This is a genomic window from Vibrio sp. 1CM7H (assembly GCF_023161645.1).
Lineage (GTDB): Bacteria > Pseudomonadota > Gammaproteobacteria > Enterobacterales > Vibrionaceae > Vibrio > Vibrio diabolicus.
Genome location: NZ_JALNTV010000002.1, coordinates 466801 through 493780 on the forward strand (window position 1 = coordinate 466801; position 26980 = coordinate 493780).

Sequence of the window (26980 nt, forward strand, 5' to 3'; positions counted from 1 at the left end):
TTTTACATTACGTTAACATTACTATTGTTTAATTCAACCATTTTTTCAGCAAGGAGCGAAAAATGAGACAAGGAACTTTTTTCTGTATTGATGCCCACACCTGCGGCAACCCAGTTAGGCTGGTCGCAGGCGGTGTGCCTCCACTCGAAGGCAATACCATGAGCGAAAAGCGCCAATACTTTCTTGAGCATTATGATTGGATTCGTCAGGCACTCATGTTTGAGCCTCGCGGACACTCAATGATGTCGGGGTCAGTTGTCTTGCCTCCTTGCAGCGATAACGCAGACGCTTCAATTCTGTTTATTGAAACCAGTGGCTGCTTACCAATGTGTGGCCACGGCACCATCGGAACCGTCACTACCGCTATCGAGAATCGCCTTATCACTCCCAAAAAAGAAGGTCGTTTGATACTTGATGCCCCAGCAGGACAAATCGAAGTGCACTACCAAACAAAAGGTGACAAGGTCACGTCGGTAAAGATATTTAACGTACCAGCTTACCTTGCCCACCAAGACGTAACCGTAGACATAGAGGGCTTAGGTGAGCTCACTGTCGATGTTGCTTATGGCGGAAACTATTACGTAATCGTCGACCCTCAAGAAAACTACGCCGGACTTGAACACTACTCTCCAGATGAAATTTTGATGCTTTCTCCAAAAGTTCGCGAAGCGGTATCTCGAGCGGTTGAGTGCGTACATCCAGAAGATCCAACAGTGTGCGGTGTTTCTCACGTGCTATGGACCGGAGAGCCTACTCAAGAAAACGCCACCGCTCGAAATGCTGTGTTTTACGGCGACAAAGCGTTGGATCGCTCGCCATGTGGTACGGGAACAAGTGCACGCATGGCGCAATGGCATGCAAGAGGCAAACTCAATCAAGGGGAAGACTTTGTTCACGAAAGTATCATCGGCAGCCTATTTCAAGGACGTATAGAAGGCATTACCGAAGTGAATGGCAAAGCCGCTATTTTGCCAAGTATTGAAGGATGGGCACAAGTATACGGTCACAACACGATATGGGTAGACGATGAAGACCCATATGCGTACGGATTTGAAGTGAAGTAATAAGGATAGTAAGGAAGAATGATGAACCCACAAGAACCAACCACTTTTTACGCAGTCAACGCCTTTACTGGTGAGCCTCTACCCACAGCGTTTCCGGTACATGGAGAGCAAGAAGTTAATCAAGCCGCCTCAGCCGCCCAAAGCGTTGCGCGTGAGTTTCGCCAACTAAGCAATGCAAAGCGAGCGAGCTTACTTTGCTCTATCGCCTCTGAATTGGAAGTGAAGAGTGAAGAAATCGTTGCTCGTGCTCATTTAGAAACAGCCCTTCCCGAAGCACGTTTAAGCGGTGAAATAGGACGTACCGCCAACCAATTAAGACTATTTGCCGAGGTTGTAAGCTCGGGTAATCACCATCAAGCAATTTTCGATACGCCAAACCCAAACCGTCAACCACTGCCAAAACCAGATATTCGCCGCCAACAAATCGCGATTGGCCCTGTCGCCGTGTTTGGTGCGTCTAATTTTCCGCTCGCATTTTCCACTGCAGGTGGTGATACGGCTTCGGCACTTGCGGCTGGCTGTCCTGTGATTGTAAAAGGCCATACCGCCCACCCTGGCACCAGTCAACTTGTTGCTGAGTGTATTGAGGCTGCACTTGAGAAAGAGTGCTTACCGCAAGCCATCTTCACGCTATTGCAAGGCAACAAACGCGCACTTGGCCAAGCACTCGTTACCCATCCAAAAATTAAAGGGGTTGGGTTTACAGGTTCAGTCGGTGGTGGCCGTGCGCTGTTTAATCTAGCCCAGCAAAGACCAGAGCCAATCCCCTTCTATGGCGAACTAGGGGCGATTAATCCAACATTTATTCTCCCTTCAGCCATACGAGCAAACGCATCATTGGCTGAAGAGTTTGTGGCTTCTATGACCTTGGGCTGTGGACAATTTTGTACAAAACCCGGCGTTATATTTGTCTTGAATAGCCCAGAAACGCAAGCCTTTATCGAAACCGCTCAAGGGTTAATTCGACAACAATCAACGGCCACTTTGCTAACGCAAGGAATCCGAGAAACGTATGAATCCGAAGTGGATAAGCGAGCTTCCGAAACAGGCATTAACGTCACTCGTTCTGAACAAGCAGAAGCGACCAATGTCTCACCAGCACTGTTCGTGACGGACAGTAAAAATTGGCGTAAAAACCCGCAATGGGAGGAAGAAATATTCGGTCCTCAATCGTTAATCGTAATCTGTGAAGATTTCGATGACATGTTGAAACTGAGTGATTCACTGACTGGATCGCTCACCGCAACCCTTCACGCTACCGCTGAAGACGAAGAACAAGTCAAGCAACTGCTTCTTAGTTTGGAAGAAATCGCCGGACGCCTTGTATTCAACGGTTGGCCAACTGGCGTCGAGGTTGGTTACGCTATGGTTCATGGTGGACCATATCCTGCTTCAACCAATTCTGCCTCAACATCTGTCGGAGCGGAGGCTATTCATCGTTGGTTGCGTCCCGTAGCTTATCAAGCTTTGCCAGAATCTTTATTGCCGGATTCATTAAAAGCGTCGAACCCACTGGGTATTCAACGCGCCATAGATGGCAGAGTGTCCCAATAAGCTCACCAAATGGCTCAAAAAGGCATCAACTGATGCCTTTTATTTCACTCTACTTCTCAAAACCTTCTTTCCTAGTTGGTTTGTGCCAGAAAAACAATAAACTACTAAAGTAAAATGGATTGGATACAATATTAATTTCACGGGAGACTTCAATGTCACAGAAACCTGTTTTTAAAACGCGCACTCAGCTCGTTGAGGAAGCAATTCGAACTCAGATCTTGAAGGGCGAGTTAAAAACTGGTCAACCTTTACGTCAAGATGCGTTAGCAAAAGAGTTTAATGTTAGCCGAATTCCTGTGCGTGAAGCGTTAGTTCAATTGGAAGCACAAGGACTCGTTAGCTTTGAACCTCACAAAGGTGCGACGGTCACTGAGCTATCTCCAGAGAAAATCAATGAGCTATTTGAACTGCGCGCTGTCGTGGAATGCCACATTTTAGAGCGTGCGATTCAAAATATGACAGACGCTGACCTTGAACGCGCGCGAGAAGTTCGCGAACGTTTCGAGTCAGTAGTGAACAGTGGCGACGAAGTAGAAGAATGGAGCAACTACAACTACGAGTTCCACAAAGCCCTATATGCGCCAGCCAACATGCCTGAAACTATGGACGTCATTTACAACTTGAACACAAAGTGTGACCGATACATACGTATGCAGCTATTGTTCACAACAGGCATTAAAAAGGCAGAAGAAGAGCACTTAAGCTTGTTTGAAATGTGCCAAAATCGCGATATAGAAGGCGCCAAGTACCTGCTGAAAAAACACATTCTAGAAGCAGGCACAGCGATTCGAAACCTGCTGCTTGAAAGGCAAAATATCAGCCAGTAAACGGAATAACGAATAAGGTGATATTCAAGGATGAATGTTGGACCAAAGTTTTTACTCGCAGCGCTACGACAAAAGATTAAAGAAGAAGGGCTTTGCTATAATTCCTTGTCAGAGAAAAGTGGCATCCCTTTATCTAGTATTAAACGCCACCTACATAATCCGGCTTTAGGTTTGGATAAAGTACTTGTTTATCTGAACTACCTGAATACCGATCTCATCGAACTCGCAACCTTAGCCAACGAGCTTCAGCACCAAAACGAGCAAATGCTAACAGATGAAGAGAGTGCCCTTTTCGTTGAGCATCCTTATTTACTTGATTTTATTTATATGCTGACTTCTCGTGATATTAAACCGCAAGAGATAGCCCATACTTACGGACTTTCTGATACAAGCTTACGATTCTATTTGCGTATCGCGGAAATTCTAGGATATGTCGAAAACTTCGGAGACGGCTTGTTTTACCGTTCTGGTCGTCGATTTATTATGGAAGAAGGTACCGCATTGGACACCTTATTCAAAGAGCGATTTCAACAAGAGTCGCTTTCTCATAACATCAACCCAGGTGTGTGTGTGGGTCGCATTAGGCTCACCGAAGAGCAAAAAGTGCAAATAGAGGACGAGCTTTGTAATAAATTAGCGAAACTTAACGCAGTTAACACTTCCAACAACGAAGGTGAACTAACAAATATATTAATGCGCTGCACTCCTGGCGCTCAGATATTTTTCGCAGATGACTTGCCGGATATTGATGGAAGCCTGTTAAAGCACGTCGCCCAATTGACTAAAATAAATTAAAACATCAGATTAAAAATTTACCCCAAACCTAGAACGCATCATTTATTCCTACCAAATCTCTAATAAGTAGAGTTTCCCGTCCCGAAACTTACTTTCTATTTAGCAAACAACAATTAGTCGACTAAGAGAACCCTCCATTTCATCTTTGTTTTTTTCCTTATTATTACGCTGAAACTACTAAGGAACTTAAGGAATAACTAATGGATTTATAAGAATAAAAGATAAACATTTTTACGTTATTTACCTCACACTCTTTAAATATAAATTTGCAGACGAACGAATTAAATTAATACATTCACTTAGCTAATAAAAACAAAAGCAAAACAGATAATTATAATTCTATTATTTATAAGGACATAGAAAAGTGAAATTTAAGTATTCTTTAGCAACGGCAGTCACTCTCGCATTATTACAAGGTTGTGGCGGTGGCGGCGGTGATGGTTCATCTACTCCGTCAACTAGCAGCGCAACCGGACCAACATGGAAAGCCGGTGATTTTAGCCAACCATCAAGCTCGTTTGTCAACCAATGTGAAACCCCACGAGTGGGTCGAGACCCATATAACAATTATGCCGCCTATCCAGATGAATTAGGTTCTGCTTTACACGAAAAACTCTTTTTAAGAGCTTTTACTAACGAAACTTACCTTTGGTATGACGAAGTTCCTGATAATAATCCAGCAAACTACAAAACCGTGACTGATTACTTCAACACATTGGTCACCTCTGCTACTACCACGACTGGTAAACCGAAAGATCGCTTCCACTTTACCGTCCCTTATGAAAATGATATGAAGTCATCGCAATCTGGTTTAGTCGCTGGGTTTGGTTTTAACTGGGCATTCCTACGTGGCGTACAACCTAGAGACGTTCGTATCTCCTATACTGAAGAAGCCTCTCCAGCTGATAGAAGCGGCATTGCTCGTGGTGATAAGCTTCTGAAAATCAATAATATTGATGTGGTTAACACCGGTAGTCAGTCCGACATTGATTTTATTAACAAAACGCTCTTTAACCCTGACATCAATCAAGATTACACCTTCACATTTGAGAGTGTTGACGGTCTAGAGAAAACCGTGACGCTTACCGCCTCTGATGTCATGACCTCTCCAGTTAAAAATGCCAAAGTGATTACACACAATGGTATGCGGATCGGCTATCTGCAATACAACTCCTTTGAACCAAGCGCTCAAGCCCCGCTTATTGAGGCGTTTAGTACGCTCTCGGCAGAGAATGTTGACGAGATCGTCGTTGATTTACGTTACAACGGCGGTGGTTTAGTCCTTCAGTCCTCGCAAGTAGGCTACATGCTAAGCGGTGCTGGTCAGAACCGAGTCTTCAGTGAATTGATTCACAATGACAAAGTGATGCGTACCATTAAGGATGGGGATAACATCTATCGCTTTACGAATCTAGCAATAGACTGGGCAGCACAGAAATATTCGGACCAAGTGCTTCCGACACTGAACAAAAAGCGCGTATATGTACTGACTTCAGGAGGCACGGCTTCCTCAAGTGAACTGTTAATCAACGCTTTGCGCGGCATTGATGTGGAGATTATCCAAATAGGCTCAACAACCACAGGTAAACCGTATGGGTTCTCAGCAGAACAAAACTGCGGCACTATGTACTACACTATTCAGTTCAAGTCAGCGAACGAGAAAAACTTTGGCGACTTCTCTGATGGTTTTATTCCTACTCCAAAGAGCCAAATCAATACCGAGCTAGGCTTAAACAATAGAGTGGAAGGTTGCTGGGTCAATGATGACCTAACAAAACCATTAGGCGATCCGTCTGAAGGTATGCTTTCTGCGGCACTAAACTACATGGAAACTGGAACCTGTCCGCCAGTCTCCTCTTCAAGTTTCAACGCCATGCCGCGTAACATTTCATCTCCGGAGTTAAGCGATCTTCGCTCTCCGCTACGAACAGAGGCAATTCATGTTGAGATCAACTAACTTTTTACGAATGCTGATTCGGGTTGCGCTTTTCTTAGGCACTTCGATTTCTTTGATAGGATGCCAAGCTATGTCACAAGAACCCGTTGAAGCATTGAGTAAAAAGAACTCTCCGGAAACAGTCATAGAGATTCAAAACGCGATCGCAGAAATCCAAGGGACACCAGCACCTAGAATCGCAAATAACGTATTTGAATCCTCACCGCATTTGTTGATTGAAAAAGGACGAGTAAAAGGGAACAACAATCAACTGTTGGATGGCAGCTATACGGATCTTCCAGACCAATATACGTTGCAGATAAGAGGTGAAACCTGTGGCTTGTACTATGCCAAAACAGATACTTTTGTCTCTCTCAGTTCACTAGATTGTGAGCCCATCATTAAGTTTTAGATCTCAAGTTTTAGATCTCCCAAAATAGAAGCCCGCTGATATCAGCGGGCTTCCTACTTTATTGTTCAGTGTGAAACGGTCAACGTTACTTTAATTCCATCCATGCTTTACGCTGTTGTTTATCCATGTATGACCAAGCTACAAAGCGGCTCACTTTCTGTCCTTGGCTCATTTCAACCACACGAATGGCTTTCACACCCAATTTTTCAAGCTGCTTGCGCATCGGGCGAACGTTGTCTTTTTTGGATATAAGTGTTGTAAACCACAAGACCTGCGCAGCAAAAGCTTGGCTTTCATTCGCCATTTTTCGGATAAACGCCGCTTCTCCGCCTTCACACCACAATTCAGCGTTTTGACCGCCAAAATTCAACGCCGGCTTACTTGTCTTTACTTGTGTGGTTTGAGGTTTTAGTCCTTTCTTACGCTGGTTTGCTTTTAGATTATCGATTTTACGCTGGCTGCCCATAGCGGCATCTTCCGCCGAACGGTGGAATGGCGGATTACATGTCGTCACATCATAACGATCATTCGGTTGAATGATACCTAGATAAATATTGGCATCATTGTGTTGCTGTACCAGTGCAATTTTTCCCGTCAAAACACGATTGTGCTCTACGATCGTTTGAGCCGATTGGATGGATTTTGGATCGACATCGCTGCCCGTATAGTGCCAACCGTATTTTGTTACACCAACAATCGGATAAATACAGTTTGCTCCCACGCCAATGTCCAACGCTTTCACTTTTTGGTGCGCGTACTGACCTTTTACTTCACTATCAAGTAGTTCTGCCACTCGGTGAATGTAATCAGCGCGGCCCGGAATCGGTGGGCAAAGGTAGGTGTCGGGAATGTCCCAGAACTCGATACCATAATACGCAGCAAGCAATGCTTTATTGAGCATTTTAACCGCGTTAGGATCAGAGAAGTTTATGGAATCTTCCCCTTTCGGATTTTTGATAACGAATGGCTTTAACTGTGGTTCACTTTCCACAAGTTTTTTAAAATCGTAACGACCTCGATGAGCATTACGCTCATGCAAACCATTCTTCGCTATTTTTATGAACTCGACTTCGCTCTTTCCTGCAGGCTGCGGGGATTTGCGCGCAACTTTGTCTTTAACACGCTTCGGCTTGGCTTTATTCGCGTCTTTATTCTGAGCCGCCTTTGAAGTCTTTGGCTTTGCTTGCTTCGCGTTGTGATTATTGTTCTTCATTCAAATTCGCTTTTAAATCGAGGTAAGTCATAAACAAACGAGCATCAAATTCGAGTTGGTGATACTCAGGCTCCATGTAGCAACATAACTGATAGAACGCCTTGTCGTGGTTTTTCTCACGAGTATGTGCCAACTCATGTACCACCAGCATTCTTAATAGTGGCTCGGGCGCATCTTTAAATACATTGGCAATGCGAATCTCGTTTTTCGACTTCAGCTTACCGCCATGGTTTCTACTGATTACACTGTGCAAACCAAGCGCGTTGTTTACCGCGTGAATTTTCTTATCGTAGACAACTTTACTGATTGGCGCGGCTTTCTTCATGTAGCGGTTTTTGATTGCCATGGCGTACTCATAGAGCGCCCTTTCGCTTTTGATTTGGTGCCTATCGGGATAACGCTTTTCGAACCAAGGAACAAACTTGCCACTCGCTATCAATGAGCTCACCTGCTCTACGATGTTTTGTGGGTAGCCTTGAATGTATCGAAGTGACGGATGCATAGAATTAACGTCTGTTATGACAAAATAAAGGCGCTCAATATACCTGAGATAAAGGACAGTTTCACCTTAGCTTTCGCCTTTCATTTATGGTGAAAGGTCGTTAAACTTCGCCTCCCAATGATAATGGAGAGAAACTCAATGAAACGTGTCGTCCTTTACGTCAAAGACAAATGCCCTCACTGCAAAGATGCTCAACGTTATCTGGATTCGAAAAATATTAACTATCGTTTGTGCAATGCTAAGATGCAACGCGGTCGCAAAGAACTTGATGCGCTTGGTGCTCGTTCAGTGCCAGTTTTAAAAATTGGTGATCGGGTAATGATTGGCTGGAACCCAAAGAACTTCGAGAAGATGTACAAAGGCGACTAGTGCTCGAACAATGAATCTGCGCTGCGTTTAAACGTAGCGCTTGATAAAGTCGATAAACGTTCGATCTGCTATTGATAAATACCCCTGCTTGCGCCAAGCAAGTGCCAGATCCAGCGTCACTGGTGGTTCAAACGGTAGGCCAACAACGCCCGATTCATTTTGAGTCACCAATTCCAGTAACGCGGTAATCGCAAACTCTTGTTTCACAATACTCAAAATCAAAGGCAGTAAGTTGGTTTCGAATGATGACTTCATGGTAAACCCATGCTCCTCACTCACCTGATCCAAAAATTCGCGGTGAAAATAGCCATGCTGAAACATAACCAAATCATGTTCAAAGAACTCATCAAAAGTAAGAGAGTCTCGCTGGGCTAACTCATGCTCAGGTGAAACAACGGCGACCATTTGGCTAGTAAATAAATGGTCAGTTTCTAGGTCATCAGGCACGTTATCACAACTGATCACACCGATATCGAGTTGACCATTAAGCAGCATACGACGAATCGATTGAGTCCCAGCTTCGACCAAGGTCAATTTTAACTCCGGGAACTGGCTTTTAAACGCCATCACAATTCGTGGAAAGAAATAACTGCCCATCATTGATGGCGTCCCGAGTCGTACTTCGCCTTTCGCTAAACCTTTCAACTCATCAATCGCGAGCTGCGCGTCGTGCAACTGTTGAATCACCCGCTTGGCATGTACAAGTAGCGTTTCGCCCTCTTTCGTTAAGCTGATTTTTTTATCATCACGGCGAAATAGGGTAACGCCCAAAGACTGCTCAAACTTTTTGATAGAAATGCTTAATGCTGGCTGGGCAATATGCAGGGCTTTCGCCGCATGGGTAATGTTTCCATGTTCAGCGACCGCCAGAAAATGTTTAAGTTGTTTCGATTCCATTAGATCAAAAATATATGGTGTCCATATTTTTAATATATTTTTTTAATTTATAACGAACTGATAGATTGATCACAGTCTCTCCATTTGCTCACATTAGGCAGGATTCATGGTCAGTTTTGGCACACCGGAATACAAACGCATTACGCTCTCTCTAGCGCTTGGTTCCTTCTTGGTTTTTTCAAATTTATACCTACTACAGCCAATGCTGCCCACTTTTGCCCAAATTTTCACGATCTCAGAAACGCAAGTGAACTGGTTATTTGCGGCCTCAACACTCGCTCTCTCTTTCAGCCTCGTTCCAATGGCTGTGTTATCAGAATCAGTGGGACGAAAGCCAGTCATGATGGCCGGTCTGTTTTCGATTCCTACCCTTTCCGCTTTGATGCTGTTTGGTGACTCATTCCTGTTTTTGGTGGTATGTCGAGCACTGATCGGTGTCGCGCTCGCGGCTTTTGCTGCGGTCGCCGTGGCTTACATGGCAGAAGAGCTCGACAAGCACGCTTTCTCGATGGCAATTGGAACGTACATTGCGGCTAACTCATTAGGCGGTATTGCAGGGCGTATTAGCGGCGGCTTATTGGCGGACAATTTCAGTGTTGATGTCGCCATTGAAGTTATGATGGTGTTCACTCTTCTTGGTGTCATTGGTGTTCACTATTTATTGCCAACACAGCGCAACTTCACCCCGTCATCAAGCAGTTTGCGCCATCAAAATCGTGCGCTTATTGGTCATTTTAAAAACCAACGCGTGTGGTTCGCGATGCTGATAGGAGGACTCAACTTTGCTTTGTTCGTCAACCTTTATTCCGTAATGGGTTTCCGTCTGGTGAGTGAACCTCACAATGTGCCCGTCGGGTTGGCCTCACTGATCTTTATTTGTTACTTGGGAGGGACTTTCTCCTCTCGTTGTGCAGGCCACTGGAGTAAACGTTATTCCTCAATCCTAGGTATGTTCTTAGGCGCGATAGTGAGCATGACGGGAATGTGGATTGCTGCGGTTGAGAGCCTGACCGCAATGCTAGCTGGGTTGTTGCTGATAAGTTTTGGTGCCTTCTTTACTCATACCCTCGCCTACGGTTGGGTCGGTCAGAATGCCACTCGCGCCAAAGCCACCGCGACAGCGCTCTACTTAGTACACTACTATGTAGGCGGTAGTTTGGGAGGATTCTTACTTCTTTATTGTTGGCAACATGGTGGTTGGTCGAGTGTTCTTCTGGGGGGAAGCGCAGTCTACCTAGCGATGTTTGCTGCGATTGCGTATTTGAAACACATCGCCGAAAGAAAGCACACTGACCAAACACCTGACGCAGCGAGTTTAAAGAGTAGCTAGGGTAAGCTCATTTGCGTAATACCTCTCTGGTTACTTGGATAACCAACTCTGCTATGCTTGCGCTACTTTAATAAAAACCAGAAAGTCGTATGTCAACGCGTTCAACACAAAACACAGATATCGAAGCGATCACTCAACAGGTCGATCAATGGCTCAACGATGTGGTAATCGGACTCAACCTTTGTCCGTTTGCTGCCAAACCGCAACGTAATAAACAAATCAAAATCTTTGTTAGTGAAGCGACTCAAGAAGAAGCGCTTCTTGAAGATATTTTATTGCAGCTGATTGAGCTGAGTAACACAGAACCCGAACAACTTGAGACCACGTTGGTTGTGGTTCCCAACATGCTACAAGATTTCTGGGACTACAACTTTTGTATCGATTGGGTTGAAGGATTAATTAAGCAACAAAACTGGGAAGGCATTTTCCAAGTGGCGACTTTCCATCCTGATTACTGTTTTGGCGGCGCAAGACCTGAAGACGACGAAAACCTGACCAATCGTTCTCCTTACCCAATCTTCCATTTGATTCGCGAAGAGAGTATGGAAAAGGTACTAAAACACTATCCTGATCCTGAATCCATTCCCGATACGAACATCGCTCGTGTTTCCGCCCTTTCAGAGGAAGAACGTAAAAAGCTGTTTCCTTACCTATTTCATTAAGCACCACCATTACCCAAAGGCAGATTTATCACCAGTTGGATTCAATGCCCTTGGGGTTCAAAGAGCGGTTTGGTATCATTGCCGCTTCAATCGATTCAATGGAAATTAGAATGCAACTGTCAAAGCTAACCCAAGAGATTTTTGATCACTTATACCGTGATATCACCGAGTTCCGTAGTACGTTCGACTTACCAGTCGCAGACGCTGCAAGCCTTGATGCGCAAGCAGACACACTACACACCTCTTTGGCGATCGAAGAGCTAACAGAGCTAGCAGAAGCAGATTGTAAAACTGAGCAAGCAGATGCCATCGTAGACAGCGTGTATGTATTAATGGGCCGTCTCGTTCATCTTGGCCACAGCAAATTAGAAGACAACCTAGCGATCAGCTACTTAATTGATCTTCTATTAAACGTTGCAGTAAACCGTGGTATTGAATTTATTCCTTGCTGGGATGAAGTGCACTCAAGCAACATGAGCAAAGTATGCCGTAACGAGCAAGAGTACTCAGAAACAGAGGCATTCTACGCGGAACAAGGCATCAAGTTGATGGCGGTACAGAAAGGTGAATACATCATCGCAAAATGTGCCGAAGATTTCGTATCGGAAGGTAAAACCATTCGTAAAGGCAAAGTACTCAAATCAGTTTACTACCGCCCAGCAGATCTAAAACCGCTAACTCAGTAAGCGTTGAGTTTGGCTATCTCGATTAAAAAAACGACCTCAAGAAGGTCGTTTTTTATTGTCCCTTAAATACTAATCAAAGATTAAATAAGGTTGCTCATCTACGATGACCTTTTTGACTTGAGTATTGAACACTTCCCCGAGCGCTTCTTCCGTTAGCACAGTATCGGCATTTCCTGATGAGTGCAGCACACCGTTGTTAAGCAGCAATACTTTATCTGCGTGCTTTAATGTGCGGTTGAGATCGTGATTAGCAACCAATACTCCAATTCCCTGCGCCGCCATAGCGTTAATCAATTGATAGAGCAGACCCTCTTGCGCAATATCTAACGGTGCTGCTGGCTCATCCAAAATTAAAAACTGCGAAAAAGGATTAATGGTACGCCACACCTGCAAACATACACCTGCTAATCGGACACGTTGCCACTCACCGCCGGATAATGTTTGAATACTGCGATGAAGCTTATCTTGCAGCTGTACCAGCTCCACCACCATATTGACGGCATCACGCACTTTGATATCCGCAATCTCAGCGCCACTCGGTAGAGATAGGGCGAGATACTGAAAAACATCGACATTAAATGCAGGGCGTGATTGCTGACACAAATAACCTCGAACATGAGCTTGCTCTGACAACGGTAAAGTAAGCAAGTTTTTGTCGCCAACGTACACTTCACCACTCATACCCTCTCGGTAGCTTAACGTACCAGAAATCGCAGCCAATAAAGTACTCTTACCTGAACCATTAGGCCCAACGACATGTACGATTTCGCCTGCTTTGCATTCAAAAGAAAGAGGCAATAATCGACTACCAACCGATATATGTTTAACGTGCATCATGACTCTTCACCAGCATCCAGATGAAAATGGGTGCGCCAATCGATGTTGTCATGACACCTAAAGGTAACTCAGCGGAGTCCAATAACAGTCTTGCGCCGATATCAGCAAATACAAGTAACGCTGCGCCAGATATTGCAGAAAGTGGCAATAAATAACGGCTTTCTGTACCAAAAGCCAAACGCAACAAGTGCGGTACCACCAAGCCAACAAAGCTGATGATGCCCCCCAAAGCGACTGAACTACCTACCAAAACAGAAATGGCTAGGATCAGTTTCCAACGCATTTGATGTACATCGACACCCAATTGGGTCGCATGAATCTCACCCAGCATCAATTTATCAAGCGACTTGCCTTTACAACACAACCAGATAAGCATCGGCAGCATCACCAAGGTAACGGTATGTTGATACCAACTTGCGCCACCAATGCTGCCCATTAACCAATACATCAGTTGGCGTAAGCTGAGATCATCACTGAAGTAAAATGCCCACGTCACAATCGCGCTCGATAAAATACCCAATGCGACACCAACCAAAAGCAATCGAGCCGTCGTCAGGTGCATTGCCCTTGCTATCGCCACCAAAACAAACGTGAACACCATCGAGCCTGCAATCGCTGCCAACATAAAAACAATCGGGGTGGGAAGAACAGGTGACGCGAACATGATTAAGACCATTGCTAAGCTTGCACCACCAGATATACCAAGCACGCCGGGTTCAGCCAACACGTTCCCAAGCAACACTTGTAACGTCGCGCCAGATACCGCTAACGCAGCACCAATAATTGCCGCAGACACTAACCTTGGTAAACGCAAGTCCACCAATAACTTCTGTTCAAATGCAGATAAGGATTGAAAAGGAGAAAGGAAAATTTCTCCGACCATCAAGTGAATGGCAGAGAGTACAGCGAGCACGATCGACATAACCATCAGGTTACGTTGCCAGCGTCGTTCCTTGTTCAGGATAAGTTGTTGAAAATCCATAGCGGCCGATAAAAACAAACGAGGCTTAACCTTACAGTTAAGCCTCGGTAAATTGCAATTAACTTCTCAAAGCAATGTTGGATTAATCGTAAACCAACTCGCCCTCTTCAAAACGGGTTTTCACTTCACAAACCATCAGAGCTGCACGTTGACCTATTGCGACATGGCGGTTCGGGAAGACAATCGCTTCGTTTTCGTTCTTCGCCATTAATGGTTTGTCGCCATCATGACCAAACACTTCGCCGTGAACAAATGAAGTGAAGTTTTCAACATTGTCGTCGAACATAAAGTCAAAGTCTTCGTTCAGGCGAACGATTGTGCGACTTACGCGATATTTAATGCATGGTTTTGGTAGGTGTTCTGGCTTCGTTTCCGCAATCAAATTACGTAAAGACAAATCAAACGCAGTCAATTTATCGAGGTCATTTTCACCAATACGAGCCACACGACCAAGCTCCATTGTGAGAGCTTGCGCACCAAAGTTCTCGGCACTGTACCAGCTAAACGTACTCGATGGTGAGTTTGACAAGAGCACAGCTTCAATGTGTGCACTGTCCAAGAAGTCGATTAATGCCTTGCTTCGCACAGGATGACGAGTCTTAGGACTTACTGCAAACGTATAGTGCTTCGAACCTCTAATCGCGCAGTGTAAATCAAGGTGCCAGCGTGTTGTCGGGTCGGTATCCTGATAGAAATCGCGAACAAGCAGCTTTAGCGTATCAGCGATGACAAGCTCTTTTGTCTGCTTGTGTTCTTTTTCGTCAAAAAGACGGTTGAGGTTTTCTTCAAGGAATCGCGTGTGCGCCAGAGTGGATTCTGGATGAGCGATAATGAATAGACAACGGGCATCGACCGTCTGGAACCCAGATTCTATGTCTTGAATAATGGAATCCACCAGCTCCATCGGTGCGGTTTCATCTCCGTGAACCCCACAAGAGATGATGATGTTCTTCGTATCCTGAGTATAATTCGCAGGGATTACTTCTAATACACCACGCTGATAGAGTTTAAGTTTTACACCGTTAGAAAGCACCTGCTCCGCTGGTGCAACATCGATATGAACATCTAACGTGTCAGTTAAAAACGATTGGCGAAAGAGAGACTTCGTCATGCGTTACTCCTTAATAACACGGCGGGTATGTTAATAAATTGTACAAAGGATTTTTGTTGCTGCGATCTCACTTATGAGTAGAAATCACTATTTCCCTCGAAAATCCGATACCTTTTCGCGCCAGGCACTCAAATCAAGCATTGAGGCGTTTAATTTTTAAACAATTACAAAGTGTTAGGGCTGTGAACTTTACCACAGCCCTGATTAAGATCATTATGATTTGATCAAATTTTTGTAGCTATAAAGCAGATTATGCATCAACAATGCGAAAAACTTAGCCGCGCTGTGCGAGCAAACGCTCAAACTCATCGACTTTTTCACGCACTAGCTCAACGCTCTGCTGCCAAAACGTTGGTTGGGTTAAATCCATCGACAGATGCTTTTCGACAACATCTTCCGCCATCATGCAGCCGGTATCGCGCAGCAAATTGATGTAATCGGTGTAAAACGCTTCTCCTTTGGTTTCTCGCTGTGCATAAATACCCTTGCTGAATAAGAAACCAAACAGGTATGGGTAGTTATAAAAACTCACACTATCGATAGAAAAGTGCAGCTTGCTTGCCCAGAAGTACGGATCCGGCTCGCTCATTACGTCGCCATACCATTGTTTCCAAGTTTCAGACATCAACTCACAGAATTCATCTGCGGTTAACTCTCCATCCTGGCGGCGTTCATAGAACGATTTCTCAAACTCATAGCGAACCGGAATGTTGATCATTAAAGCTAGCGCAGATGACAACTCTTCCCACAACATCTCTAGCTTTTCATCGACGCTCTCCGCTTTCGAAATCAAATGATCACGAACGATGTTTTCTGCAAAAATAGAGGCGGTTTCTGCTAACGTCATTGGATAGTAAGTTTGGCAAAGTGGCAAATCACGAATAACCCAGTTATGAAACGCATGGCCAAGTTCATGTGCCAGAGTCATCAGGTCTGAGCGACTACCACTCCAAGTCATAAACACAAGTGGTGTTCGCGTTGCTGGCAGTTTGGTGCAGTATGCGCCAAGACGCTTGTTAGCATTTGGCGCGGCATCAATCCAACCATTTTGTACCATCAAACGGACAAATTCCGACATCTCAGGGTTTACTGTTTCAAATGCTTCACAAATAACATCAATCGCTTCATCAAAGTCGTAAACCTTCGCTTCACCGCTCAAAGCAGGCATAGCCGCCAGATGATTCCAAGGTTTCATCTCATCCAGACCATGTACTTGCGCCATCAATAAACCCGCTTTCTGACCAATAGCTCGACTGTCTTTGGCTACTGTCATCATCGCATTTAAAGTTTCAGCTTGGATACGGCTACCATGCAAACTCGGCTCGAGGAAGTGAACTTCACGCTTCGTCGAACGCTTTTTGTTTTCAGTTAAACGCCATCCTGCTAACGCATTCAAAATTGCAGCGAATGATTCTTGGTGCGTTTGCATTGCATCTTGTACGCCTCGCCACGCGGCTTCTTGACGCTCGAATTCAGAACCATAAAGAATGCTTGCCGCTTGAGAAAACCCAAGCTCTTCACTCTTACCATCTGCGTACTCAAGCTTCACTTTCAATGAGCCAGTCAGGTTATCGTATAGGTTACCCCAAGCCGATTTACCATCCACACTCATCGCAGCCAGTAACTGTTCTTCTGCGTTGCTAAGACGAGTATCCGCCAACTTTCTAGAATTCAAGATAGAAAAAGCTTGCCCACTGATATCTGGATTCTCATGGTCTAACACACGCAAGATAAACTCTTCGTCGGCATGCGTTAGTGTCAAATCAAAGGGACTGAACGCTTGAGAAAGCTCCGAAAAGATGCGGGTCATTTTACCAAGTAACGATTTCGCTTCGGCGTTTGTTGCATCAACAGAAGCATAACAACTCGCAAAATTTGCAACTGTGCCCGCTAAACGACTCGCGGCTTCATTGGTCAAAATCGCATTTTGCATGATCTCTACGTTGCCGCAATCTGCTGATTGTTTATTCAAAAGATCAATACATTGTTCCACAAGAGCAATATCGTCTTGAATTCGTGGGTCAGAAAGGTCGTTATAAACGATGGACAAATCCCAACTCGGCGTTGTCATTTCTATATTTCCTTTTTATGTAACTGAGTCAATTTTCGCTTCCTGCACCTAGCAGATGGGCTTCCACTGACATCTTCCGTGACTATGCCCATAAGCAGTATCGCTTTGGGCATTTTAATAATTATAAATTAACGAGTTAAAAGAGGTACGCCAATCGAACGCACCGAGGCGTAAATTTGCTCATCTATGGTAATTGTTATATGCGTGACAGAAGCGTTTCCTATCGACAACGTCGAATACCACTTGGGGTTACGCCAATCTAACTCCAATACATGAGCAAGAATCATACGAATGACGCCACCATGCGTGACGATAAGTAGATTGTCATTGATATCGTTGATGATTTGAGACCAAACGCGACATATGCGCTCAGAAAATGTGCTTAAGCTCTCAGCGTTCGGCAACGTATGTTGTGCTGGCGATTGCCAAAAAGCATCTAGCTTTTTCCACTGCTCAGTGAGCATATCAAAAGGCATACCATCAAAATCACCAAATGCCATCTCTTGTAAAGATTCATCCGTCATTACTGGTAATAATTGCTGTTCAGCAATTATATTTGCCAGTTCTTGACAACGTGAAAGAGGAGAACAAATCACTCCACCCACACCTCGTCCACTCTCGATCCAAGCCCGAGCAATGCTTTCTTGGTCAGCAGGCGTAACTTTTACATCTGTTTGGCCATGGAGTCCTGGTGGAGCATCTACTTTTCCATGACGCACAAGATAGATATTGAGTGTTTTCATTTTGTTCCATCCTACTCTTTAAGAACCAACGGCAAACCAGCAGCAACAAAGGTAACACGATGGCAAACACTGGCTAGTTTTTGATTCATCCGTCCTGCATTATCCACAAAGTAACGACTAACCGCCCCCAAAGGCACAATACCCATTCCAACCTCGTTAGAGACGAATATTAACGTCGCATCTGAGCCACGTACCACCTGTATAAGCTTTTCAATTTCTGCTTCTAGCTTCTCATTGGAACATTCATCACCTAACTCAAATATCCAATTATTGAGCCACAAGGTTAAACAATCGACCAGCACAACATCGGTGTTAGCGAAATTTGTCAGTAACTCAGATAAATGAAGGGGGCATTCATGCTCTTGCCACTCGCCCCCTCGTTGCTTTTGATGATGCGCTATTCGCTCTCGCATTTCTTGGTCAAATGGCAGCGCGGTTGCAACATAATGTAATGAGTGTTGAGAAGTGGTCGATAATTGCTTGGCTGTTTTTTCCGCCAAATGCGACTTCCCAGAGCGCGCGCCACCGAGTATCAATTGCTTCATGAGATGTGATAAAACCCAATCATAGTGAGATAAACAAGCAGTTCCGATAGCTGCTGCGCTGCGCCAAGGCAATCCCCCGTGAAGCCGCCAATTCGCTTGATTAACCAACGTTTGAACATCAAACGAAATACCACGAGAACAAGCGATATAAAGATCGCCTGCGTGATACCAAGCACAAGCAATGTTATGCCACCAGTAAACAACAAAATGGAGACTTCTAAAGAAGACTGGCTATTTGCCAGCGGTTTACTTTTCGACGTATCACTGTCACTGACATAAGGCATGTCATAAATAAGCGTCGCGGCTAGTGCTCGGCTTGCGGTATAAGCGACGACAATGACCAACCAAAACTGCGGCAAGTTAGCCAGTTCACTCCAAAAAACATACTTAGCCAATAACGCCATAATGAGAGTGGCTGCACCATAAGTGCCAATGCGGCTGTCCTTCATAATAGAGAGGCGTCGCTCGACAGTCATACCACCGCCAATGCCATCCGCCATATCAGTCAAGCCGTCTTCGTGAAATGCCCCTGTTAACAATAAGCTAAACACCATTGTTAATACTATGGCAACCGATTCTGGGAAAAGAATTGAAGTGAGCGAAAATACCAGAGCACAAAGCGCTCCAAGTACGAGACCAACTAACGCGAAATAACGTCCGGCCTGATTCATGCGTTCTTCACTGTATGGCAACGCTTGGGGTACGGGTAAGCGGCTAAAAAAACTGATAGCTAATAGAAACAACTCCCACTGGTATCTTAACGATAATGGCGTGACGTTCTCAGAATTATCAGGGACTGACACTATACTGTAACTCCTGCACTCTCAAAACTCGCCATCTTGTTGTAAAACTGGGCAGCAGCTTTTAACAAGGGTAAGGCAAGAGCGGCTCCGGTTCCCTCCCCTAATCGTAAACCAAGATCGAGTAGAGGTTCTGCTTTTAGGTACTCTAATACAAACTTATGTCCATTTTCTTCGGAGCGGTGGGCAAACAACATGTATTCGCGCGCTTCTTCGTCTAGCAACGTTGCAATATACGCAGCAACCGATACGATAAATCCATCCACTAAAACTGGGGTTTTAAGCCGCTTGGCTTCTAAAAAAGCGCCTACCATTTGTACGATTTCAAAGCCTCCAACCTGTGCGAGAATCGCTTTAGTATCAAGACCTCGACATCGGTTTACTCCCTGTGCAACCAGTTTATATTTGCGGCTCAACTGTTGTTGATTGATTCCGGTGCCAACGCCAACACAATAATCAATATCTAATGAACTCAGCGCCGATAACAGTGCGGAAGCCGAACTGGTGTTACCAATGCCCATCTCACCGAACATCAATAGATTTGAGCCAGACAAAATGGTTTGCTCAGCAATCTTCGCACCATACTCTAAACCTAGCGCCACTTGTTCTGGGGACATCGCTGATTGTTTAGAGAAATTAACCGTACCGTTACCCAACCGTTGTTCAACCAAGTTTGGATGAAACTTAAATTCTGGAACCAGCACATCAATAGGTGCCAACATGCCGCAATCTATTACTTTGAGTTGGATGCCATTGATGTCGCAAAAGCAGTTGATGGCTGCGCCGCCGGCGAGAAAGTTAGCCACCATTTGCTGAGTGACTTCGCTTGGCGCAATGCTTACGCCCTCCTCTGCAACGCCGTGATCTCCAGCAAATACCAGCATGCTCGGTTTACAGATAGCGATGGAATCAACTGGCTGAGGTTTATCCTGACTTTGAATAAGAGCTAGCTGTAGTGCCACCTTTTCCAATAAGCCTAAAGAACCGACGGGTTTGGTTTTGTTATCTATGCGCGCTTGTATCTCCACTGCAAAAGAGTCATCCATTTTTTACGTTCCTTTGATGTTGTCTGGGTGAGAGGTGTTCCATTGATTAAGAAATCTTGCTCAGCCCCAGTTTTGAGCGTCCACTATTGTATACCCTTGCATCCGCTTGGGGCAGCGCTAATCAGATTTCTGTTAGGAAAGTCTACTGAGTTCGCAGAGCGTCTCACCTTTCGAGCATTCGATTATAAGTAACTCCTTGAAATCCGCTACAATAGCTTAGGCTATATTCCCATATAGGAGAAAGGACATGGATAACAACACCTGCGCCATCATCGCTGGGGCGACTGGCTTAGTCGGTTCAAAAGTCATTACAAACCTCATAAATCAATCAGGTGTTGGTACCTTATATTATCTTTCTCGTCGCCCACTCGATGGCGTCATAGATGCGGACAAAAAGCTTGTCCCTCTCATTGATGCCGACCTCTCTATCCACCAATGGGATGAGAATCAACCAACACCGACCATCGGCTTTATCTGTTTAGGCACAACCCTTAAGCAAGCAGGCAGTAAGGATAATTTACGTAGAGTAGATGTTGATCTGGTGTGTAAAGTCGCCCAACAGATGAAAACGATCGGAGTCAAACGCCTTGCGGTTGTTTCTAGCCTTGGTGCAAATAGTAAATCGCCATCCCATTACCTAGCCTGTAAAGGACAAATGGAACAACGAATCGAAGCTATGGGTTTTGAGGAAATTGTGTTTGTTCGCCCAGGCCCGCTTGTTGGTCAACGTCAAAGTCCAAGAACGGACGAGAAGTTAGTGCAAATTCTGTTTAAGGTAATTCGCCCACTCATGCTTGGCAAACTGTCCAACTTTTTACCTATTCGAGCGGAAGATGTCGCCAAAGCGATGATTTATCAACTTTTCAGTTATCAAGAAGACTCGGTGGTTTACTTACAAAGGCAAGAAATGCGTGACTTACTGCATCACTACGAATAACCATTTTGTACATTTAACGTGCTAATTCACACTCTCACGCGACTTAGATCTCGTTTTTATATTCATTTTAGATCTAGCTAATACCCGTTTGTCATTTTTAAAGTTATATCGCGAGCGTTATCTTACGCCCCATAAACAAATCCGTATAAAACCCCGTATAAAAAACAACCGCCATTTCGGCAGGTTGATAAGGTCAGATTATGAATTTTGCAGTGATAGCCTCTCTAGCCGTCTTTGTTGGCATATTGTTCTTTCTATTTAACCAACAACAAAAGAAACACACACTCTCTCGTCTCGTTTTAATCGGTCTTGTTACTGGTTCTCTTTTTGGTCTTGCTTTGCAACTCATTCACGGTGAAGGCAACAGCGCAATTGCTCAAACACTTGAATGGGTAGGCATTGTAGGCAGTGGCTACGTTGGTCTACTGAAAATGGTCATCATGCCACTAGTATTGGTATCGATGATCTCTGCAGTTGTTAAATTGGAGAAAGGTGGATCATTAGGTAAAATTTCTGGCCTGACCATCTCTGTTCTTCTAGTAACGACTGCAATTGCTGCACTTATCGGTATCTTGGTGACAACGACATTTGGCCTGTCAGCAGAAGGGTTAACTGAAGGCGCGCGTGAAACCGCTCGTATCGCCGTTTTAGAAAGCCGTGCTGGTACAGTAAGTGACCTGACTATTCCTCAAATGCTAGTTAGCTTCATTCCAACCAACCCATTTGCTGATCTAACAGGTGCTCGCTCGACCTCAATTATCGCTGTTGTGATTTTCGGCGTGTTAACCGGTATCGCCGCTCGCAAAGTGATGATGGAAAAAGCAGAGTTAGAATCACCGATTCGTACTTTCGTAGAAGCAGCTCAGTCAATCGTTATGCGATTAGTGAAGATGATCATGGCGTTAACGCCATACGGCATCGCAGCACTGATGGCAAAAGTGGTAGCAACATCAAGCGCAGGCGACATCCTAAACCTACTTGGCTTTATTGTGGCGTCTTATGTTGCTATCGCTCTGATGTTTGTTGTTCACGGCGTATTAGTCTCGTTTGTCGGCGTTAGCCCTGCGGAATACTTTAAGAAAATCTGGCCTGTACTGACCTTCGCGTTTACATCTCGTAGCTCAGCAGCAACGATCCCACTAAACGTAGAAGCGCAAATCACCAAGCTTAACGTTCCACCAGCGATTGCAAACCTATCAGCATCGTTTGGTGCCACTATCGGCCAAAACGGATGTGCAGGTATCTACCCTGCAATGCTGGCAGTGATGGTAGCTCCGACAATGGGCATCAACCCACTGGATCTGCACTTTATCCTGTCATTGATTGCGATTATCACCATCAGTTCATTTGGTATCGCTGGTGTGGGTGGCGGCGCGACGTTTGCAGCATTGATTGTTCTTCCTGCAATGGGCTTGCCTGTGACCATCGCGGCGCTGCTTATCTCTATTGAACCATTGATCGATATGGCCCGTACCGCACTGAACGTTTCAGGATCAATGACTGCGGGTACAATTGCTAGCCGAGTGTTGAAGTCACCAGAAAGCGAAACAGCATTGGAAGAAACACGAGCGTAAAGCTCAAACTACTTCCCAAGCAATAAAACGTAAAATATCAAGCCGATGGTTCGCCATCGGCTTTTTCATTTTCAAAAATTCAACTTGCATCTTTCGTTGCTAGTCAAGGCGTTGAATGGTCTAATACTGTCATCGGTTTTGTAAACGGTAAGCAGAATGCACCAAGATAATCAGCCCACTTTTTTCTTCTTTGATTATGAGACATGGGGAACAAACCCCGCGAAAGATCGCCCAAGCCAGTTCGCTGGTGTCCGCACAGATGAAAACTTCAATATCATCGGCGAACCTTTAGTCATGTACTGCCAGCCACCTGCTGATTATCTTCCGTCTCCTGAAGCTGCGCTTATTACTGGTATTACTCCGCAAAAAACGGTTCAAGAAGGCCTTTCTGAGCCTGAGTTTATCGCTAAGATTCACGCTGAACTCGCGAAACCAAATACAACCAGTTTAGGCTACAACAGCATTCGCTTTGATGACGAAGTGACCCGTTATACTTGTTATCGTAACTTTATCGACCCATACGCATGGAGTTGGCAAAACGGTAACTCGCGTTGGGATTTACTCGATGTATTACGCGCGTGCCACGCCCTTCGCCCAGAAGGCGTAGAGTGGCCAGAAAACGAAGATGGCTTCACTAGTTTTAAATTAGAGCACTTGTCTGTTGCTAACGGCATAGAACATAGTAACGCGCACGATGCGATGGCAGACGTGATTGCGACTATCGAAATGGCGAAAAAAGTCAAAGCAGCGCAACCAAAATTGTTTGACTACTTCTTTTCTATGCGCCAAAAGCGCAAGCTGAATGAATTAGTCGACATCGTCAACATGACGCCGTTGATGCACGTTTCAGGCATGCTAGGGCGCGAATGCCAGTACACTAGCTGGATTGTGCCTGTTGCTTGGCACCCAACCAATAATAACGCCGTTATCACTATCGATTTAGCGAAAGACCCTCAGCCTATTCTAGAGCTATCCGCAGAAGAGCTACACGAAAGACTCTACACTAAGCGAGAAGATCTTGGTGAATTGCTACCAGTGCCTGTTAAGTTAGTTCATTTAAACAAATGCCCTATTCTCGCCCCTGCAAAAACGTTAACGGCTGAAAATGCGGAGTCTATTGGCATTGATCGCCAGCAATGTCTCGCTAATCTCGCTTTGTTGCGCCAACATCCTGAAATTAGAGAAAAGTTGATTAGCCTCTTTTCAGTCGAGCGTAAATTCGATAAAAGTGATGACGTCGATACGCAACTTTACGACGGATTCTTCTCTCCGGCCGATCGCGCAGCCATGGATATCATTCGAGAAACCGACCCGAACAATCTTGCCGCATTGGACATTGAATTTGATGACAAGCGCATTAAACCTCTGTTGTTCCGCTATCGTGCGCGTAACTTCCCAGGCACATTAGACGAGCAAGAACAGAGACGCTGGGCATTACACTGTCGAGAAGTGTTTGAAAGCCAAATTGAAGAGTACATGCTGAATTTAGAAAACTTAGTTCACGAACATGAAAGTGACGAAAAGAAGATTGCGATATTAAAATCCGTGTACCGTTATGTAGAGAGCTTAGCTTCTTAACTCCTCCCAATACAAGCGCACCTTATGGTGTGCTTGTTGTTTATATACTGTCAAAATGATTAAAGAACGATTCTTACAACTGATCCAACTGCTCATTTCAATCTTCCTCATCATGGGGGCGCTTGGCATCGGAATTACCATTCAAAAGTTCACTGGCGTTTCCGTCCCAGGAAGTGTCATCGGTATGCTCGTACTGTTTTTCTCCATGACTCTTGGGCTTGTAAAGGTCGATTGGGTCAAACCGGGCGCCACGCTATTTATCCGCTACATGATTTTGTTGTTCGTTCCTATTAGCGTGGGATTAATGCAACATTTCGATATGTTACTCGCTAATGCCCTCCCTATCATTGCTAGCGCAGTTGGAGGCTCACTCATTGTACTGGTCAGCCTCGCTTGGCTGCTGGACTACTTGCTAAAGGAGAAGCACTGATATGTGGTTAGTTGTTACCATTGCGGTTTTTCTTGTCGCGCGCCAAATCGCAATCAAAGTGAATAATCCTCTAGCAAATCCTTTGCTAATCAGTATTGCAGTGCTCATTCCTTTGCTTACTTACTTAAATGTACCGTTTGAAACGTATTATGCGGATAACGAAGGGATCAGTTTTTTACTTCAACCAGCCGTAGTTGCTCTGGCTTACCCGTTATATGAACAACTACCACAGATTAAAGCAAACTGGCGAATCATCACTTTTGCTTGCACAGTAGGCAGTGTGATGTCGATGATGACAACCACCTTGATCGCAGTCGCTTTCAAAGCGGATATCAGTTTAATCGCAAGTCTAGTGGGTAAATCCGTCACTACGCCAATAGCAATGGAAATTTCGAGTCACCTCGGTGGTGAAGCTGCCGTTGCGGCGATCTTGGTTCTGATTGTTGGTTTATTGGGCGCGATTTTGGCATACCCAATTTACAACTTAATTGGAATTAAACACCCGATTGCACGTGGCCTAACAATGGGTACTGTGTCTCATGCCTTAGGCACCGCGACATGTGCAGAGAAACAGCCCATTGATGCCGCGTTCTCATCACTCGCATTGGTTTTATGCGGCATCATCACTTCTATTTTGGCTCCAAGCTTTTTTGCTTTGGCTGTCTGGCTATATCAATAGTTAAGCGCTCTCGGTCTGCCCTCCTTCCGGCAGGCCGTGGCCTTCCCGTTTCTTCCTTATCCCTTCCAAAATTCTGTATTACCTCATCTAACAACCCGTTCTAGTAAGATCGTTAAGGTACTCTGACGAGATACACACTAATAACTTCAACATTCAGTGCAATATTACTGACTCAACGTTGCTTAGATATCTAGGAATAACGTTGTGTGGACATGTAGGCATCGTAATTAACATATCCCAGCGTCTTGGTCATATGAATATATACTGATATGGTTAATTGTGAGACGGAGATAACGCTTCACGTCAGTGCAATCGAATACATGTGTGAGCTCACTCTAATTATGTAACAGAATTATCAATTGCATTATTTATCGTGATCTAACGCACGGAACATTTCTATCCTTCACATAGAATAACTGTCCATGCAATAACAAGGATTCAACATGAAAAGTCGCATTGAACAGGCGCTAGCAGGCGCTCCAGAAGCACTTTCCAAACAACTTGCTCCTATCATCCAAGCTGATGATTTTGATGCTACGCTTTCAGTTCAACAGTTTGAGCAGTTGCTTTCAGCTACCGGTCTATCAGATAAAGAGCTTCGTGTTGCTCTACTTCCTTTTGCCGCAGCATATTCCTATGCTCCTCTTTCTGAATTTTATGTCGGTGCTATCGTTCGTGGTCTCTCAGGTCGCCTTTACTTCGGTGCCAACATGGAATTCTTTGGTGTTCAGTTAGGTCAAACAGTTCACGCTGAGCAGTCTGCAATTAGCCACGCTTGGATGAAAGGTGAACGTGGTATTAAAGATATCACTATTAACTTCAGCCCATGTGGTCACTGCCGTCAGTTCATGAACGAGTTATCTACCGCAAACGAGCTTAAAATTCAGCTCCCAGAACGCGAAGAAAAGTCGCTGCATGAATACCTACCTGAAGCCTTTGGACCAAACGATCTCGGTATCGAATCCGGCTTAATGGCAGAAGTAAAGCATCAGTTCTCATGCGATGATGAAGACACTCTAATTCAAAGCGCTGTTGAAGCGATGAACATGAGCCACTCACCATATACCAACAACTTGAGTGGCTTAGCATTAGAAATGGCTAGCGGCCGTGTATTCCAAGGTGCTTATGCGGAAAATGCGGCGTTTAACCCTAGCTTGCCGCCATTACAAGTTGCGCTGATCCAAGTACTACTTGCGGGTGAAACTTTTGACAATATCAAAGCCGCTGCTCTGGTAGAAAACTCAGAAGGCAAGATCAGTCATTTGGCTGATACGCAATCAACGTTAGAAGCGTTGAATCCAGATATTCCACTTAGTTTTGTCAACGTATAAGCGACAATTTCAGTATAAAAAGCTCTACGGCATGTAGAGCTTTTTTATTGCCTAAAAACCAAAAGCAAA

Annotated in this window: 27 protein-coding genes; 16 read left to right on the top strand and 11 right to left on the bottom strand. The window is 44.8% G+C overall.

Going from position 1 to position 26980, the window contains the following annotated elements:
• The first annotated feature begins 62 nt into the window (after positions 1–62).
• The 6 genes from MSG33_RS10415 to MSG33_RS10440 all read left to right on the top strand — a co-directional run bounded on the left by MSG33_RS10415 (position 63) and on the right by MSG33_RS10440 (position 6588).
• The gene (locus MSG33_RS10415) at positions 63–1064 is read left to right on the top strand and encodes a 4-hydroxyproline epimerase (RefSeq protein ID WP_248380962.1); all 1002 of its coding nucleotides are present in this window, start codon (positions 63–65) and stop codon (positions 1062–1064) included.
• A gap of 21 nt (positions 1065–1085) precedes the next feature.
• Positions 1086–2618 (top strand): aldehyde dehydrogenase (NADP(+)), encoded by a 1533-nt coding sequence (locus tag MSG33_RS10420; RefSeq protein WP_248380965.1) that lies wholly within the window; start codon positions 1086–1088, stop codon positions 2616–2618.
• Positions 2619–2770: 152 nt separating this feature from the next.
• On the top strand, positions 2771–3445 hold the full coding sequence (locus MSG33_RS10425) for a GntR family transcriptional regulator (RefSeq protein WP_005377862.1): 675 nt from the start codon (positions 2771–2773) through the stop codon (positions 3443–3445).
• A 30-nt stretch (positions 3446–3475) separates the two neighbouring features.
• On the top strand, positions 3476–4240 hold the full coding sequence (locus tag MSG33_RS10430; RefSeq protein WP_139060185.1) for a transcriptional regulator: 765 nt from the start codon (positions 3476–3478) through the stop codon (positions 4238–4240).
• A gap of 364 nt (positions 4241–4604) precedes the next feature.
• Positions 4605–6197 (top strand): S41 family peptidase, encoded by a 1593-nt coding sequence (locus MSG33_RS10435; protein ID WP_248380967.1) that lies wholly within the window; start codon positions 4605–4607, stop codon positions 6195–6197.
• 70 nt (positions 6198–6267) lie between these two features.
• Positions 6268–6588 (top strand): hypothetical protein, encoded by a 321-nt coding sequence (locus MSG33_RS10440; RefSeq protein WP_005397755.1) that lies wholly within the window; start codon positions 6268–6270, stop codon positions 6586–6588.
• Positions 6589–6673: 85 nt separating this feature from the next.
• On the opposite strand, the gene rlmF is transcribed toward MSG33_RS10440, so the two are convergent.
• Together rlmF and MSG33_RS10450 are read right to left on the bottom strand one after the other, a co-directional pair.
• Complete coding sequence (gene rlmF, locus MSG33_RS10445) at positions 6674–7801, bottom strand: 23S rRNA (adenine(1618)-N(6))-methyltransferase RlmF (RefSeq protein WP_225461596.1); 1128 nt, start codon at positions 7799–7801, stop codon at positions 6674–6676.
• Positions 7788–8303 (bottom strand): M48 family metallopeptidase, encoded by a 516-nt coding sequence (locus MSG33_RS10450; protein ID WP_248380969.1) that lies wholly within the window; start codon positions 8301–8303, stop codon positions 7788–7790. The genes rlmF and MSG33_RS10450 overlap by 14 nt, the downstream gene beginning before the upstream one ends.
• Positions 8304–8441: 138 nt before the next feature.
• Between MSG33_RS10450 and MSG33_RS10455 the strand changes: the two genes are divergently transcribed.
• The gene (locus MSG33_RS10455) at positions 8442–8672 is read left to right on the top strand and encodes a glutaredoxin family protein (RefSeq protein ID WP_005377871.1); all 231 of its coding nucleotides are present in this window, start codon (positions 8442–8444) and stop codon (positions 8670–8672) included.
• Between the two features lie 27 nt (positions 8673–8699).
• On the opposite strand, the gene MSG33_RS10460 is transcribed toward MSG33_RS10455, so the two are convergent.
• Positions 8700–9569: a LysR family transcriptional regulator gene (locus MSG33_RS10460; protein ID WP_248380971.1), complete on the bottom strand. Its 870-nt coding sequence runs from the start codon at positions 9567–9569 to the stop codon at positions 8700–8702.
• A 106-nt stretch (positions 9570–9675) separates the two neighbouring features.
• On the opposite strand from MSG33_RS10460, the gene MSG33_RS10465 reads away from it, so the two are divergent.
• The 3 genes from MSG33_RS10465 to MSG33_RS10475 all read left to right on the top strand — a co-directional run bounded on the left by MSG33_RS10465 (position 9676) and on the right by MSG33_RS10475 (position 12247).
• On the top strand, positions 9676–10899 hold the full coding sequence (locus tag MSG33_RS10465) for an MFS transporter (protein ID WP_248380973.1): 1224 nt from the start codon (positions 9676–9678) through the stop codon (positions 10897–10899).
• An 89-nt stretch (positions 10900–10988) separates the two neighbouring features.
• Complete coding sequence (locus MSG33_RS10470) at positions 10989–11561, top strand: DUF1415 domain-containing protein (protein ID WP_164666160.1); 573 nt, start codon at positions 10989–10991, stop codon at positions 11559–11561.
• A gap of 110 nt (positions 11562–11671) precedes the next feature.
• A complete protein-coding gene (locus MSG33_RS10475) occupies positions 11672–12247 on the top strand; it encodes a nucleoside triphosphate pyrophosphohydrolase family protein (RefSeq protein WP_164666161.1) in 576 nt (191 codons plus the stop codon).
• 69 nt (positions 12248–12316) lie between these two features.
• On the opposite strand, the gene btuD is transcribed toward MSG33_RS10475, so the two are convergent.
• The 8 genes from btuD to cobT all read right to left on the bottom strand — a co-directional run bounded on the left by btuD (position 12317) and on the right by cobT (position 20382).
• Positions 12317–13084: a vitamin B12 ABC transporter ATP-binding protein BtuD gene (gene btuD / locus MSG33_RS10480; protein WP_248380977.1), complete on the bottom strand. Its 768-nt coding sequence runs from the start codon at positions 13082–13084 to the stop codon at positions 12317–12319.
• Complete coding sequence (gene btuC / locus MSG33_RS10485; protein ID WP_248380980.1) at positions 13071–14066, bottom strand: vitamin B12 ABC transporter permease BtuC; 996 nt, start codon at positions 14064–14066, stop codon at positions 13071–13073. The genes btuD and btuC overlap by 14 nt, the downstream gene beginning before the upstream one ends.
• Before the next feature lie 82 nt (positions 14067–14148).
• Positions 14149–15177: a succinylglutamate desuccinylase gene (locus tag MSG33_RS10490; RefSeq protein WP_104974210.1), complete on the bottom strand. Its 1029-nt coding sequence runs from the start codon at positions 15175–15177 to the stop codon at positions 14149–14151.
• 274 nt (positions 15178–15451) lie between these two features.
• Positions 15452–17248 (bottom strand): M3 family oligoendopeptidase, encoded by a 1797-nt coding sequence (locus tag MSG33_RS10495; RefSeq protein ID WP_248380982.1) that lies wholly within the window; start codon positions 17246–17248, stop codon positions 15452–15454.
• Between the two features lie 128 nt (positions 17249–17376).
• Complete coding sequence (gene cobC, locus MSG33_RS10500) at positions 17377–17991, bottom strand: alpha-ribazole phosphatase (RefSeq protein ID WP_074191208.1); 615 nt, start codon at positions 17989–17991, stop codon at positions 17377–17379.
• Between the two features lie 11 nt (positions 17992–18002).
• Entirely contained in the window at positions 18003–18536 is a 534-nt protein-coding gene (cobU, locus tag MSG33_RS10505) for a bifunctional adenosylcobinamide kinase/adenosylcobinamide-phosphate guanylyltransferase (protein WP_005397778.1), read from the bottom strand.
• Entirely contained in the window at positions 18533–19339 is an 807-nt protein-coding gene (locus MSG33_RS10510; RefSeq protein WP_248380984.1) for an adenosylcobinamide-GDP ribazoletransferase, read from the bottom strand. The genes cobU and MSG33_RS10510 overlap by 4 nt, the downstream gene beginning before the upstream one ends.
• Positions 19339–20382, bottom strand: a complete 1044-nt coding sequence (gene cobT / locus MSG33_RS10515; protein ID WP_104971589.1) for a nicotinate-nucleotide--dimethylbenzimidazole phosphoribosyltransferase — start codon at positions 20380–20382, stop codon at positions 19339–19341. Before cobT ends, MSG33_RS10510 begins: the two co-directional genes overlap by 1 nt.
• Positions 20383–20629: 247 nt before the next feature.
• On the opposite strand from cobT, the gene MSG33_RS10520 reads away from it, so the two are divergent.
• The 6 genes from MSG33_RS10520 to cdd all read left to right on the top strand — a co-directional run bounded on the left by MSG33_RS10520 (position 20630) and on the right by cdd (position 26911).
• On the top strand, positions 20630–21319 hold the full coding sequence (locus MSG33_RS10520; protein ID WP_248380986.1) for an NAD(P)H-binding protein: 690 nt from the start codon (positions 20630–20632) through the stop codon (positions 21317–21319).
• A 200-nt stretch (positions 21320–21519) separates the two neighbouring features.
• Positions 21520–22893: an L-cystine transporter gene (locus MSG33_RS10525; RefSeq protein ID WP_054867346.1), complete on the top strand. Its 1374-nt coding sequence runs from the start codon at positions 21520–21522 to the stop codon at positions 22891–22893.
• Positions 22894–23049: 156 nt separating this feature from the next.
• On the top strand, positions 23050–24471 hold the full coding sequence (sbcB, locus tag MSG33_RS10530) for an exodeoxyribonuclease I (protein WP_005397785.1): 1422 nt from the start codon (positions 23050–23052) through the stop codon (positions 24469–24471).
• 55 nt (positions 24472–24526) lie between these two features.
• Positions 24527–24901, top strand: coding sequence for a CidA/LrgA family protein (locus MSG33_RS10535; RefSeq protein WP_005397786.1), 375 nt, complete (start codon positions 24527–24529; stop codon positions 24899–24901).
• A gap of 1 nt (position 24902) precedes the next feature.
• Positions 24903–25580 (top strand): LrgB family protein, encoded by a 678-nt coding sequence (locus MSG33_RS10540; protein ID WP_005377888.1) that lies wholly within the window; start codon positions 24903–24905, stop codon positions 25578–25580.
• 443 nt (positions 25581–26023) lie between these two features.
• Positions 26024–26911, top strand: a complete 888-nt coding sequence (gene cdd / locus MSG33_RS10545) for a cytidine deaminase (RefSeq protein WP_005397788.1) — start codon at positions 26024–26026, stop codon at positions 26909–26911.
• The last annotated feature ends 69 nt before the right edge of the window (positions 26912–26980 follow it).

Bases quoted from the DNA above. Each gene is read 5' to 3' on its own strand.
- MSG33_RS10415 (WP_248380962.1), top strand. From the start codon at position 63: ATGAGACAAGGAACTTTTTTCTGTATTGATGCCCACACCTGCGGCAAC.
- MSG33_RS10420 (WP_248380965.1), top strand. From the start codon at position 1,086: ATGAACCCACAAGAACCAACCACTTTTTACGCAGTCAACGCCTTTACT.
- MSG33_RS10425 (WP_005377862.1), top strand. From the start codon at position 2,771: ATGTCACAGAAACCTGTTTTTAAAACGCGCACTCAGCTCGTTGAGGAA.
- MSG33_RS10430 (WP_139060185.1), top strand. From the start codon at position 3,476: ATGAATGTTGGACCAAAGTTTTTACTCGCAGCGCTACGACAAAAGATT.
- MSG33_RS10440 (WP_005397755.1), top strand. From the start codon at position 6,268: ATGTCACAAGAACCCGTTGAAGCATTGAGTAAAAAGAACTCTCCGGAA.
- rlmF (WP_225461596.1), bottom strand. From the start codon at position 7,801: ATGAAGAACAATAATCACAACGCGAAGCAAGCAAAGCCAAAGACTTCA.
- MSG33_RS10450 (WP_248380969.1), bottom strand. From the start codon at position 8,303: ATGCATCCGTCACTTCGATACATTCAAGGCTACCCACAAAACATCGTA.
- MSG33_RS10455 (WP_005377871.1), top strand. From the start codon at position 8,442: ATGAAACGTGTCGTCCTTTACGTCAAAGACAAATGCCCTCACTGCAAA.
- MSG33_RS10460 (WP_248380971.1), bottom strand. From the start codon at position 9,569: ATGGAATCGAAACAACTTAAACATTTTCTGGCGGTCGCTGAACATGGA.
- MSG33_RS10465 (WP_248380973.1), top strand. From the start codon at position 9,676: ATGGTCAGTTTTGGCACACCGGAATACAAACGCATTACGCTCTCTCTA.
- MSG33_RS10470 (WP_164666160.1), top strand. From the start codon at position 10,989: ATGTCAACGCGTTCAACACAAAACACAGATATCGAAGCGATCACTCAA.
- MSG33_RS10475 (WP_164666161.1), top strand. From the start codon at position 11,672: ATGCAACTGTCAAAGCTAACCCAAGAGATTTTTGATCACTTATACCGT.
- btuD (WP_248380977.1), bottom strand. From the start codon at position 13,084: ATGATGCACGTTAAACATATATCGGTTGGTAGTCGATTATTGCCTCTT.
- btuC (WP_248380980.1), bottom strand. From the start codon at position 14,066: ATGGATTTTCAACAACTTATCCTGAACAAGGAACGACGCTGGCAACGT.
- MSG33_RS10490 (WP_104974210.1), bottom strand. From the start codon at position 15,177: ATGACGAAGTCTCTCTTTCGCCAATCGTTTTTAACTGACACGTTAGAT.
- MSG33_RS10495 (WP_248380982.1), bottom strand. From the start codon at position 17,248: ATGACAACGCCGAGTTGGGATTTGTCCATCGTTTATAACGACCTTTCT.
- cobC (WP_074191208.1), bottom strand. From the start codon at position 17,991: ATGAAAACACTCAATATCTATCTTGTGCGTCATGGAAAAGTAGATGCT.
- cobU (WP_005397778.1), bottom strand. From the start codon at position 18,536: ATGAAGCAATTGATACTCGGTGGCGCGCGCTCTGGGAAGTCGCATTTG.
- cobT (WP_104971589.1), bottom strand. From the start codon at position 20,382: ATGGATGACTCTTTTGCAGTGGAGATACAAGCGCGCATAGATAACAAA.
- MSG33_RS10520 (WP_248380986.1), top strand. From the start codon at position 20,630: ATGGATAACAACACCTGCGCCATCATCGCTGGGGCGACTGGCTTAGTC.
- MSG33_RS10525 (WP_054867346.1), top strand. From the start codon at position 21,520: ATGAATTTTGCAGTGATAGCCTCTCTAGCCGTCTTTGTTGGCATATTG.
- sbcB (WP_005397785.1), top strand. From the start codon at position 23,050: ATGCACCAAGATAATCAGCCCACTTTTTTCTTCTTTGATTATGAGACA.
- MSG33_RS10535 (WP_005397786.1), top strand. From the start codon at position 24,527: ATGATTAAAGAACGATTCTTACAACTGATCCAACTGCTCATTTCAATC.
- MSG33_RS10540 (WP_005377888.1), top strand. From the start codon at position 24,903: ATGTGGTTAGTTGTTACCATTGCGGTTTTTCTTGTCGCGCGCCAAATC.
- cdd (WP_005397788.1), top strand. From the start codon at position 26,024: ATGAAAAGTCGCATTGAACAGGCGCTAGCAGGCGCTCCAGAAGCACTT.